Origin of the sequence: Bifidobacterium platyrrhinorum (assembly GCF_010667645.1) — a bacterium.
GTDB classification, from domain to species: Bacteria; Actinomycetota; Actinomycetes; order Actinomycetales; family Bifidobacteriaceae; genus Bifidobacterium; species Bifidobacterium platyrrhinorum.
Genome location: NZ_WHZV01000002.1, coordinates 195607 through 209021 on the forward strand (window position 1 = coordinate 195607; position 13415 = coordinate 209021).

General features: G+C 70.5%; 3 protein-coding genes. All 3 read left to right on the forward strand.

Going from position 1 to position 13415, the window contains the following annotated elements; translation table 11 throughout:
* The first annotated feature begins 235 nt into the window (after window positions 1–235).
* The 3 genes from GFD21_RS04140 (at window position 236) to GFD21_RS04150 (ending at window position 13410) form a co-directional block, all read left to right on the forward strand.
* Entirely contained in the window at window positions 236–2140 is a 1905-nt protein-coding gene (locus GFD21_RS04140) for an acetyl/propionyl/methylcrotonyl-CoA carboxylase subunit alpha (RefSeq protein ID WP_163196677.1), read from the forward strand.
* A complete protein-coding gene (locus tag GFD21_RS04145) occupies window positions 2137–3777 on the forward strand; it encodes an acyl-CoA carboxylase subunit beta (RefSeq protein ID WP_163196678.1) in 1641 nt (546 codons plus the stop codon). Before GFD21_RS04140 ends, GFD21_RS04145 begins: the two co-directional genes overlap by 4 nt.
* Before the next feature lie 129 nt (window positions 3778–3906).
* The gene (locus GFD21_RS04150; RefSeq protein ID WP_163196679.1) at window positions 3907–13410 is read left to right on the forward strand and encodes a type I polyketide synthase; all 9504 of its coding nucleotides are present in this window, start codon (window positions 3907–3909) and stop codon (window positions 13408–13410) included.
* Window positions 13411–13415 lie beyond the last annotated feature (5 nt).

The following is a 13415-nucleotide window of genomic DNA, read 5'->3' on the forward strand; positions in this document are numbered from 1 at the left end:
CCGGAACCCGGCGGATCCCGGTCCCGTCCGTCCGGCCGCAGGACGATCCGCGGCCTTCCCGGCGCGGCGGCCGCGTCCCCGAAACGACAACGGGCCACGAACCACCGCCGGTGTTGCCCATGAGCATAAAACCGGAAAGCTACGGTGACGTTTGTGGAAGGTAACAAAACTTCGCATCGCGTTTTGTAGACGTTTCGATTGAAAGCGTCAATCTTCGGGAGCAGAATCTGACGATATGGGGAATATCGTCAAGAAACTACTCGTCGCCAACCGTGGCGAGATCGCCCTGCGCGTGGTCCGCACCGCGCGCGAGATGGGCATCGCCACGGTGGCCGTGTACGCCGAACAGGACCGCGACGCGCAATACGTCGACCTGGCCGACGAGGCGTACCTGCTGACCGGCGACACCTACCAGGACACGTACCTCAACGAGGACCTGCTCATCGACATCCTGAAGCGCTCCGGCGCCGATGCGGTGCACCCCGGTTACGGGTTCCTCTCCGAGGTGCCGTCCTTCGCCGCGAAGGTCGAGGCCGCCGGCGCGATCTGGGTGGGGCCGCACCACACCGCGCTCACCGAGCTCGGCGACAAGATCACCGCGCGCCGCGTCGCGCTGCGCGCCAAGGTGCCGCCCGTGCCCGGTCTGTCCGAATCGGTCAAGGACATCCGCACACTGCTCGACTTCGCGCACACGCACGGCTACCCGATCATGATGAAGCGCACCGACGGCGGCGGCGGGCACGGCATCACCGTCGTGCGCGACGACGAGGAGCTGCGCCGCTTCTACACCAACCACGACGCGCTCGAGGGCGGCGACCTCGACGAGTACTTCATCGAGAAGTTCATCGACAAGGCGCGCCACGTCGAGACCCAGTCCGGCCGCGACTCCCATGGCAATTTCACCGTCTACTCCACGCGCGACTGCTCGCTGCAGCGGCGCAACCAGAAGCTCGTCGAGGAGGCGCCCGCCCCGTTCCTGCCCGACAAGGTGACCGAAACGCTCAAGGAGTATTCGCGTCGCCTGTTCGAAACGGTCGGCTACACGGGCCTGGGCACCTGCGAGTTCATGGTCACCCCGAACGGCAAGGTCTACTTCCTCGAGGTGAACCCGCGCCTGCAGGTCGAACACACCGTCTCCGAGGAGGTGTGCGGCCTCGACCTGGTGCGCGAACAGCTCGACATCGCCGCCGGCGGCGCGCTCACGCCCGCGCCCGAACCGCGCGGCCACAGCTTCGAACTGCGCATCACCTCCGAGGATCCGGCCACGAACCTCACGCCGTCCTCCGGCACGCTGGAACGCATCGTCTGGCCGTCCGGCCCCGGCGTGCGCATCGACACCGGAGTCACGCAGGGCGACACCGTCTCGCCGAAGTTCGATTCGATGATGGGCAAGGTCGTCGTCACCGCGCAGGACCGCGCCGCCGCCGTGGCGCGCGTGCGCCGCGTGCTCGACGAGATGGTCATCGAAGGCGTGCCGACGCCGATCCCGCTGTTCAAGGAGATCTTCCGCGACGACGCGTTCACCGCCGAACACGGCCACGCGTTCGACGTGAGCACGAAATGGCTGGAACGCACGTACCTCAACCGCGAGGCCGACGCGGCGCGCGCCGGCCAGCCCGCGTCCCTGTCCGGCGCCAATGGCGAATCCTCCAAGGAGCCCACCGAGACGTTCGTCATCGAGATGAACGACCGCCGCGTCAAGCTCACCGTGCCGGCCGACATCGTCGAGAACCTCACCGGCGGCGCCCGGGCGCGCGGCGCGAAACGGCCCACGCAGCCGTTGCGCGGCTCCGGCTCGCACGCCGGGGCCGGTGCGGCGCGTCCCGTGGACGACGGCGCGAAGTCCGGCGTCATCGCCTCGCCGATGCAGGCCGTCGTCACGCGCGTCAACGTGGCCGAGGGCCAGGAGGTCGCGAAGGGCGACCTGATCGTCGTGCTCGAGTCGATGAAGATGGAGAACTACGTGTACGCGCCGGCCGCGGGCACGGTGAAGAAGATCTTCGTCGGCCCGGCCGACGGCGTCGAAGCCGGCGACACGCTGGTCACGCTGGACGTGGTTGGGGCGTCCGGCTCGGCCGGCGGGCCGCGGGCCGCCGACGGCGCCGACGCGGCCGACAAGGACAAGGAGGCCGCGGAATGACCGACATCGTCAACATGCCCGCCGTGCGCGACGCCGTGAAGCAGGTCGCGGAACCATCCGCGAACGGTTCCGCCGCGAACGGCGCCGACGGACGCCAGCCGCTGCGCGCGGCCGTCGTCAGGGCCGCCGAACTCGCGCGCGACGCCGAGAACCGCGCGCGCGACAAACAGCACGCCAAGCATAAGAAGACCGCGCGCGAACGCCTCGACCTGCTGTTCGACACCGGCAGCTTCGAGGAGATCGGCCGCTTCCAGGGCGGCGACATCAACGCCGGCAAGGCCGGCGCCGCCGTCATCACCGGATTCGGCCTCGTCTACGGGCGCAAGGTCGCCGTCTACGCGCAGGACTTCTCCGTCAAGGGAGGCACGCTCGGCACCGCGGAAGGCGAGAAGATCTGCCACCTCATGGATATGGCCATCTCGCTCAGGGTGCCGATCGTCGCCATCGTCGACTCCGGAGGCGCGCGCATCCAGGAGGGCGTCGCCGCGCTCACCCAGTACGGGCGCATCTTCCGCAAGACGTGCGAGGCGAGCGGCTTCGTGCCGCAGATCTCGCTCATCCTCGGCCCCTGCGCGGGCGGCGCCGTCTACTGCCCGGCCCTGACCGACCTCATCATCATGACGCGCGAGAACTCCGACATGTTCGTCACCGGACCGGACGTCGTCAAGGCCGCGACCGGCGAGACCATCTCCATGGCCGACCTGGGCGGCGGCGAGGTCCACAACCGCAGGTCGGGCGTCGCGCACTACCTCGGCGCCGACGAATCCGACGCCATCGACTACGCGCGCACCGTGCTCGCCTACCTGCCGTCCAACTGCGGCGAGAACCCGCCGGTCTACGCGTACGCCGCCACGCGCGCCGAACGCGAGACCGCCAAACGCCTCGCCACGATCGTGCCCGACAACGACCGCCAGCCCTACGACATGCTCGACGTGATCCGCTGCATCGCCGACTACGGCGAATTCGTGCAGGTGCACGAACTGTTCGCCGCGTCCGCGCTCGTCGGCTTCGCGTGCATCGACGGCCACCCGGTCGGCATCGTCGCGAACCAGCCGAACGTGAACGCCGGCATCCTCGACGTGGACTCCTCCGAGAAGATCGCCCGGTTCGTGCGCCTGTGCGACGCGTTCAACCTGCCCGTCGTCACGCTCGTGGACACGCCCGGCTACAAGCCCGGCGCCGAACAGGAGCACGCGGGCATCATCCGCCGCGGCGCGAAGGTCATCTACGCGTACGCCAACGCGCAGGTGCCGCTCGTCACCGTCGTGCTGCGCAAGGCGTTCGGCGGCGCCTACATCGTGATGGGCTCCAAGGCCATCGGCGCCGACATGAACTTCGCATGGCCCAGCTCGCAGATCGCGGTGCTCGGCGCTGCCGGCGCGGTGAACATCATCCACCGCCACGACCTCGCCAAGGCCAAGGCGTCCGGCCGCGACGTCGAAGCCCTGCGCGCGCAGTACATCGCCGACTACGAGGCGACCACCGTCAACGCGAACCTCTCGCTCGAACTCGGGCAGATCGACGCGATGATCGACCCCGAGCAGACGCGCGAGGCGATCGTCGAATCCCTCGCCACGCTCGCCACCAAACGGCGCGTCCGCCCGGTCGATAAGCACCACGGCAACCAGCCGCTCTGATCGGTCCGCTCGGCAGACCGATCAGCGCGAGGAGGAAGACAGTCCAGTGGACTGTCCGACGACGGAGCCATCCGCATAACAGAACGTAACCACAGACTTACGTAACGCAACAACAGACAAGGAACACCAATGACCACCTTCTTCCTCGACCAGCTCTCCGCGGGCGAGACGCCGCACGCGCTCGCCTTCGCCGGCCAGTCCACCCCGTGGCCGGTCGCGCTCGCCGACCAGACCACCGACCCGACGCTCGCCGAAGCGCTGCACGCGCACGTCGACGCCGCCTACACGAAGCTCACGCCGGTGAACGCCGACCTGCTCGCCACCACCGGCCGCCCGGTCGACCTGTTCGGCTTCACGCCGAACCCGGCCCGCCTCGGCGCGGCCGCCGACGCCACCGCCTCCGTCGAGGGCATCGCCCTCACCCAGCTCGGCGCGCTCATCGATCTGGAACATCTCGGCTACACGCTGCCCGCCGCCAAGCCGGCCGCCGTGCTCGGCCACTCGCAGGGCGTGCTCGCCGTCCACATGGCCAAGGCCATCGAAGCGGCCGGCTCCATCGAGGCCGCCCGCGACCAGATCGACGAGATCCTCGCCACCGCCGCCCTCATCGGCGCCGCCGGCACGCGCGCCGCCCGCGAACTCGCCCTCAACCCGCTGCACGGCGAAGCCACGCCAATGCTGTCCGTGCGCGGCGCCACCCGCGCCCAGGTCGAGGCGCTCGCCGCCCGCGTCAACAACCCGCGCGGCCCCATCGCCATCGCCGTGACCAACTCGGCCAACCACCACGTGATCTCCGGCTTCCCGGACGACCTCGCCGCCTTCGCCGTCGAAGTCGCCAAGGAGCACAAAAAGCAGGCCCGCCTGCGCGAGGAGAAGGTGCGCGGCGGCGCCGTGTTCGCGCCCGTGCTCGAATACCTCGACGTGACCCTGCCGTTCCACTCCCCGCTCATGAAGCCCGCCGTCGACCAGGCGGTCGCCTGGGCCGAGGCCTGCGGCTTCGACACCGACCGCGCCCGCGCGCTCGCCGAGGAGGTGCTGCTCAACCACGTGGATTGGGCCGCCCGCGTGCGCGAGGCCCTGACCGGCACCGACCCGGCCAAGCTGTGGATCGTGGACATGGGCCCGGGCTCCACGCTCGGCAAGCTCGTCGGCAACGTGGTCGAAGGCACCGGCGTGGGCGTCGTCGAGGCGACCACGCTCGCCGAGCGCGCCGCGCTCTCCACGCTCGACCCGGCCGAGGCCGAGACGCGTCGTACCCAGAACTGGAAGGCGTTCGCCCCGCGCGTGGCGGTGACGCCCGCCGGCGACCGCCTCGTCACCAAGTTCTCCGAGCTCACCGGCAAGCCGCCGGTGCTGCTGCCCGGCATGACCCCCACCACCGTCGACCCGGAGATCGTCGCCGCGGCCGCGAACGCCGGCTACTGGGCGGAGCTCGCCGGCGGCGGCCAGGTCACCGCCGAGGTGTTCGATCGTCACGTCGCCAGGCTCGAGGAGCTGCTCGACGAGGGACGCACCGTCGAGTTCAACGCCATGTTCATGGACCGCTACCTGTGGAACCTCCAGTTCGGCTCCTCCCGCATCGTGCCGAAGAAGCGCGCGTCCGGCGCGCCGATCGACGGCGTCGTCGTCTCCGCCGGCGTGCCCGAGCTCGACGAGGCCGTGGCGCTCGTCGCGCAGCTCAAGAAGGACGGCCTGCCGTACGTGAGCTTCAAGCCCGGCACCGTCGACCAGATCCGCCAGGTGATCCGCATCGCCAAGGCCGTCGCCCCGACCGTCATCCTCATGCAGGTCGAAGGCGGCGCCGCCGGTGGCCACCACAGCTGGGAGTCGCTCGACGACCTGCTCACCTCCACCTACGCCGAAGTGCGCGCCTGCGACAACCTCGTGCTCGTCGCCGGCGGCGGCATCGGCACGCCGGAACGCGCCGCCGACTACCTGTCCGGCCAGTGGTCGCGCGCCTACGGCCTGCCCGACATGCCGGTCGACGGCGTGCTCGTCGGCACCGCCGTCATGACCGCCAAGGAGGCGCACACCAGCCCCGAGGTCAAGCAGCTGCTCGTCAAGACCCCCGGCATCACCGCCGAAACCGTCGCCGCGTCCGGCGCGGCCGACGACCCGTTCGCCCCCGCCGGCGAGCGCTGGGTGCCGTCCGGCAGGTCCGTGGGCGGCGTCGCGTCCGGCCTGAGCCACCTGCACGCCGACATCTACGAGGTGGAGAACTCCTCCGCCGCGTGCGGCCGTCTGCTCGTGCGCGTCATGAAGCACCCGGAGGAGCTCGAGTCGCGCCGCGACGAGATCATCGCCGCGCTGGACCGCACCGCGAAGCCGTACTTCGGCGACCTCGCCTCGATGACCTACCTCCAGTGGGCGCAGCGGTTCGCCGACCTCGCCTACCCGTGGGTGGACGACACGTACGCCGACCGCTTCCTCGACCTGCTCCACCGCATCGAGGCGCGTGTGGCCGACGTGGACTCCGGCGAGTTCGATTCGAAGCTCGACGTGACCCGCGACGACGTGATCGCCGATCCGGCGCCCGCGCTCAAGGCGCTGGCCGCCGCCTACCCGCAGGCCGCCGAGCTCAAGGTCACCCCGGCCGACGAGGCGTGGTTCCCGGTGCTCGTGCGCGAATACCCGAAGCCGATGCCGTTCGTGCCGGTCATCGACCACGACCTGCTGCGCTGGTGGGGCCAGGATCAGCTCTGGCAGTCCGAGGACCCGCGTTATTCCGCGGATTCCGTGCGCGTCATCCCCGGCCCGATCTCCGTGGCCGGCATCACCACCGTCGACGAGCCGGTGGCCGACATCCTCGGCCGTTTCGAGGCCGCCGCGCTGGAGCGCGCGAAGGAGTCCGGCGCCGTGTCCGAGGACGAGTACGCGACGCTCGGCGAGGCCGAAAACGCCGAGGACTTCATCCGCAAGTCGCCGAACATCTCCTGGGTGGGCCACGTGACCGACAACCCGGCGTACGGCACCAGGCTCGGCGACAAGGATTACGAGATCCGCGCCGTGGACGCCGCGAACGGCGAATACGACCTCGACATCCATCTCGACACGTATTGGGACGACGATCCGGACGGCGGCAAGTCGAAGCACGCCGTGCGCGACATCGTCATCCCGCTCACCGTGCCGGCCGACGCGACCGGCGGCATGCCGATCGTCAACCGCGAACGCCTGATCCCGGACGTGTACGCGATGCTCGCCGCCACCGCCGGCATCGGCAACACCGCCATCACCGGCGACAAGCTGACCGCGATGCCGGAGATCGACGGCACGCGCGACGCCGATCACCCGTTCGGTATCGCCACCGCGCGGTACACGTTCTCTGCGAACCTCGGCTACGACCACGAGGCGGCGACCGGCGGCGCCCTGCCGGGCACGCTGCGCGCCTCCCGCATCGCGCCGGACGCGCTCGTCGGCCCCGCCTGGCCGGCGATCTACGCGGCGCTCGGCTCCGTGTCCGTGAACGGATACCCGGTCATCGAGGGCCTGCTCAACGCCGTCCACCTCGACCACCTCATCGAACTCGAGGAAACCGAGGACGAACTGCTCAAGCACGTCGGCGAGACCGTCACGCTCGCCTCCTGGGCCGAGGACTACTTCGAGTCCGCATCCGGCCGCGTCGTCACCATCCACGTGATCCACACCGCCGCCGACGGCACGCTGCTCGCCCGCGAGACCGAACGTTTCGCAATCCGCGGCCGCGTCTACTCCGACGCGCTGCCCGCCGACGCCCCGGAGTTCGGCGACGCGAAGCACGACGAGATCGAATCCACGCCTCGCCGTCTGCTGCGTCGCGTCAAGGTGACCGCGCCGAACGACATGACCGCGTTCGCCCGCACCTCCGGCGACTTCAACCCGATCCACACCTCCAAGCGTGGCGCCGCGATCTCCGGCCTCGCCGCGCCGCTCGTGCACGGCATGTGGCTGTCCGCCACCGCCCAGCACGCGGTGCAGGCGGCCGACGAGAAGGGCGCCCACTACGAGATCGCCGGCTGGACCTACAACATGTACGGCATGGTCCAGCTGAACGACGAGGTCGAGATTTCCGTCGAACGCGTCGGCAAGGTGCGTCACGGCGGCATGACCCTCGAGGTCACCTGCCGCATCGACGGCCAGCTCGTCTCCCGCGGCACCGCCTTGGTGCGCGCCCCCGAGGCCGCGTTCGTCTACCCCGGCCAGGGCATCCAGAAGCAGGGCATGGTGTTGGACGAGCGCGCCAAGTCGCCCGCCGCCCGCGACGTGTGGGAGCGCGCCGACAGGCTCACCCGTGACAGGCTCGGATTCTCGATTCTCGCCCTCGTGCGCGACAACCCCAAGGAGCTCACCGCCAACGGCGTCACCTACCGCCACCCGGAGGGCCTGCTCAACCTCACGCAGTTCACGCAGGTCGCGCTCGCCACCGTCGCGTTCGCGCAGACCGCGCGCCTGCGCGAAGCCGGCAGCGACATCTGGCCCGCCTACTTCGCCGGCCACTCGCTCGGCGAATACAATGCGCTGTCCGCGTTCGCCGGCGTGATCCCGCTGGAGACCGTGCTCGAGCTCGTGTTCCACCGCGGCTCCACGATGCACCACCTCATCCCGCGCGACGCGCAGGGCCGCTCCAACTACCGCATGGGAGCGCTGCGCCCGAACCAGTTCGGCGTGGGCGACGATGGCGTGAAGGCGTACGTCGAATCCGTGGCCGAGCAGACCGGCGAGTTCCTGCAGATCGTCAACTACAACCTGGCGGGCGCGCAGTACGCGGTCGCCGGCACGATCGCGGGCCTCAAGGCGCTGCAGGCGGACGCGAACCGCCGCGCCAAGGAGGCGGGCGGCAAGCCGGCGTTCATGCTCGTGCCCGGCATCGACGTGCCGTTCCACTCCACGCTGCTCAGGAAGGGCGTGCCCGAGTTCCGCGACAAGCTCGACGCGCTGCTTCCCGCACACATCGACTACCGTGGACGCCTCGTCGGCCGCTACATCCCGAACCTCGTGGCCACGCCGTTCGAGATGACCAAGGAATTCGCGGCGAAGATCCTCGAGGTCGTGCCTTCCGAGCGCATCAAGGCCGCGCTCGACGATCCGGCCGTGTGGGACTCCTACGCCGCCGACGACCAGAAGCTCGGCCGCCTGCTGCTCACCGAACTGCTCTCCTGGCAGTTCGCCTCCCCGGTGCGCTGGATCGAGACCCAGTCGCTGCTCTTCCACAAGGCCGCGCAGGGCGGCCTCGGCGTGGAGGAGTACGTGGAGGTCGGCCTCGGCAACGCGCCGACCCTCGCCAACCTCGGCGCCAAGACCCTCCGTCTGCCCGAGTTCGCCGGCACCGACGTCACCGTCTACAACGTGGGCCGCGATGAAGGGCGTGTGTATATGACGGATTCGGACTCGCTGGTAAGCGAGGACGAATCCGTGGCTGAGCCGTCAAACGGACAGTCCGGTGGACTGTCCGTAGGCGAAGTTGCACGCGATAGCGTGCAAGATTCCGCCGTCGCCAAACTCGGCTCGGCTCCGGCGGTTCCGGCGCAGCCCGCGGCCCCGGCTCCGTCGCCCGCTCCCGTCCCGGCCGTCGAGGCGGCTCCGGCGCAGCCGGCTGAGGGGGCGTCCGGCCCCGTCGCCGACCTGCCGTTCAAGGCCGCCGACGCAATCGGCGTGCTCATGGCCTACTCGGCCAAGGTGCGCCTCGACCAGATCGGCGCCTCCGACACCACCGACACGCTCACCAACGGCGTGTCCTCCCGCCGCAACCAGCTGCTCATGGACATCAGCTCCGAGCTGGGCGTGGCCAGCGTGGACGGCGCCGCCGAGGCGACGCTCACCCAGCTCGCCCAGATCGTGAACAAGGCCGCCCCGAACTACAAGCCGTTCGGCCCGGTCCTCTCCGACGCGATCCGCGACCGTCTGCGCGCCCTGTTCGGCGCGGCCGGCGTCAAGCCGGCGCACATCCGCGAGCGCGTGACCGGCGTATGGCAACTCGGCGAAGGCTGGGTGGCCGCCACCACCGCGGCGCTCCTGCTCGACACCCGTGAGGGCTCCAGCTCGCGCGGCGGCGACCTCGCCAAGCTGCCGACCGGCGCCGCCGCCAACGCGGCCGCCGCCGACAAGCTCATCGACGACGCGGTCGCCCTCGTCGGCCAGACCAAGGGCGTGGCCGTCTCCAAGCCGTCCGCCGGCGGTGCCGCGGGTGGTGCCGTGGTCGACTCCGCCGCGCTCGACGCGTTCGCCGAGAAGGTCACCGGCGCCAACGGCGTGCTCGCCGCCACCGCGCGATTCGTCCTCGGCAAGCTCGGTGTGGCCGCCCCGGCGCCCGAGGCCGGCGAGGACGAGAACGCGGCCGTGGTCGCGGCCGTCAGCGCCGAACTCGGCTCCGACTGGCCCAAGCAGGTCGAACCCCGCTTCGACGCGAACAAGGCCATCCTCTTCGACGACCGCTGGGCCTCCGCCCGCGAGGACCTCGCCCGCGCCTACTACGAGGACGACGCGGACGCGCTCGCCGGCAGCTTCATCGGCCTCGGCAAGGCCGTCGCCGACGAAGCCCGGTGGTTCGCGGCGAAGGCCGACGACGGGACGCTCAAGTCCGCGTTCGAGCGCATCGCCTCCGAAGCGCTCGAACCGGCCTCGTCCAGCGACGCCGCCTCCCGCTTCGCTGACGACGTGGCCGTGGTCACCGGTGTGAGCCCGAACTCGATCGCCGCCCAGGTGGTCGAGGGCCTGCTCGCCGGCGGCGCCACCGTGATCGCCACCTCGCACAGCTTCAGGCCGTCCATCAAGGCATGGGCGAAGCAGGCGTACCGCGAGCACGCCACCGGCGACGCCAAGCTGTGGCTCGTGCCCGCGAACCTGTCCAGCTTCCGCGACGTGGATGCGCTCGTGGACTGGGTGGGCAACGTCCAGAAGAAGACGACCGGCGCGACCACCACGATCCTCAAGCCCGCCTACGAGCCGACCCTGTTCTTCCCGTTCGCCGCCCCGCCGGTGCACGGCACGCTCGCCGACTCCGGCGAACTGTTCGAATCGCAGGCCCGCCTCATGCTGTGGGGCGTCGAGCGCGCGATCGCCGGACTGGCGAAGATCGGCGCCGACACCGACGTGCAGCACAAGCTGCACGTGGTGCTGCCCGGTTCGCCGAACCGCGGCGTGTTCGGCGGCGACGGCGCGTACGGCGAGGTCAAGTCCGCGTTCGATGCGATCGTCAACCGCGCCCGCGCCGAGCGCGACGCCTGGTCGGACCGCGTCACCTTCGCCCACCCGAAGATCGGCTGGGTGCGCGGCACCGGCCTGATGGGCGGCAACGACCCGCTCGTCGCCGTCGTCGAACGCCACGGCATCCACACGTACTCCACCGCGCAGATCGCCGCCAAGCTGCTCGACCTGTGCACCGCCGACTCGCGTGCCGCCGCGGTCGAGGCCCCGCTCGACGTGGATCTGACCGGCGGTCTCGGCTCCGAGCCGATCGACATCAAGGCGCTGCGTGCCGAAGCCGAGGCGGACGCGGCGGCGCAGTCCGGTTCCGGCCGTAGCGGGCAGGAAACGGATGGCGCTACGAAGAGTCCGCTGGACTCTTCGCTTGACGCGCCCCGTGGGCAGCGGATCAAGGCGCTGCCCACCCCGCACGTCCCGCACCAGCCGCACGTGGACCTCGCCGACTGGGCCGGCGTGACCGCCCGCCCGGAGGACGAGATCGTCATCGTGTCCGTCGGCGAACTGGGCCCGTGGGGCTCCGGCCGCACGCGCGCCCAGGCCGAACTCGGCATCCACCCGGACGGCACCGTCGACCTCAACGCCGGCGCCGTGCTCGAACTCGCCTGGAACATGGGCCTGCTCACCTGGGCCGACAGCCCGAAGCCCGGCTGGTACGACACCGACGGCAACCTCGTGCCCGAGGAGGACATCGCCGAACGCTACCACGACGAGGTCGTGGCCCGCTCCGGCATCCGCCCGTTCGAGGAGGGCATGGGCAACGACTACAAGGACGGCGCCGACGAGGAGGAGGCCGAGGTCTACCTTGACCACGACGTCACCTTCTCCGTGCCCACCGAGCAGGTCGCCCGCGAATACGTCAAGCTCGACGAGGCCCACACGTCCATCGCCCGCGACGACGAGTCCGGCGAATGGAACGTGACCCGCCACGCCGGCTCGATGATCCGCGTGCCGCGCCGCGCCGCCATGACCCGCACGGTCGGCGGCCAGTTCCCGAAGGGCTTCGACCCGGTCAAGTGGGGCATCCCCGCCTCGATGGTCGGCGACGTGGACAGGATCGCCCTGTGGAACATCGTCACCACCGTGGACGCGTACCTGTCGGCCGGATTCAACCCGGCGGAGATCCTCCAGGCGATCCATCCGTCGCTCGTCGCCTCCACGCAGGGCACCGGCTTCGGCGGCATGGCATCGATGCGCAAGCTCTACCTCGACCGCTTCCTCAACCACGAGATCCCGACGGACATCCTGCAGGAGGCGCTGCCGAACGTCGTCGCCGCGCACGTCATGCAGAGCTACATCGGCGGCTACGGCAACATGATCCAGCCGGTCTCCGCCTGCGCCACCGCCGCGGTGTCGCTCGAGGAAGGCGCCGACAAGATCGCGCTCGGCAAGGCCGACTTCGTCGTCACCGGCGCGATCGACGACATCGGCGTGGAATCGGTGATCGGCTTCGGCAACATGAACGCGACCGCCAACTCCGCCGAGATGTACGGCAAGGGCATCGACGCGCGCTTCTTCAGCCGCGCGAACGACCGTCGCCGCGGCGGCTTCCTGGAGTCCCAGGGCGGCGGCACGATCCTGCTCACGCGCGGCGACATCGCGCTCAAGCTGGGCCTGCCGGTCGCCGGCGTGGTCGGATTCATCCACTCCTACGCGGACGGCGCCCACACGTCGATCCCGGCCCCGGGCCTCGGCGCCCTGGCGGCGGGCCTCGGCGGACGCGACTCGAAGCTGGTGAGGGATCTCGCGAAGCTCGGCGTCACGCCGGACGACGTGGCCGTGGTCTCCAAGCACGACACGTCCACCAACGCGAACGACCCGAACGAGTCCGAACTGCACAACACGCTGGCGCACGCCATCGGCCGCGCCGACGGCAACCCGCTGTTCGTCATCTCGCAGAAGACGCTCACCGGCCACGCGAAGGGCGGCGCCTGCATCTTCCAGGTCAACGGCCTGACGCAGCTGTTCGCCTCCGGCGTCATCCCGGCGAACGCGGCGCTCGACTGCGTCGACCCGAAGCTCGCGAAGGACGACCACATGACCTGGCTGCGCAAGCCCTTGCGCATCGGCGGCGGCGAGGACGCGTTCGGCCGTGCCGCGGCCGGCAAGCCGGTCAAGGCCGGTCTCGCCACGTCGCTCGGCTTCGGCCACGTGAGCGGCTTCGTGGCGCTCGTGCACCCCGGCGCGTTCGAGGCGTCCGTCGCGAAGGCGGACGGCGAGGCCGCACTCGAGGCGTGGCGCGAACGCGCGAACGCCCGTCTCGCCGCCGGCCAGCGTCGACTCGAGGAGGGCATGATGGGCCGCGCCGCGCTCTACGAGCCGATCGACAACCGCCGCTTCCGCGAGGACGGCACGAAGCTCGCGGGCGGCGGCCGTTACGACGCCCACGAGGTCGAGAAGAAGATGCTGCTCGACCCGGACGCCCGCCTGAACGCCTCCGGCTACTTCGAGGCGTGATGCGG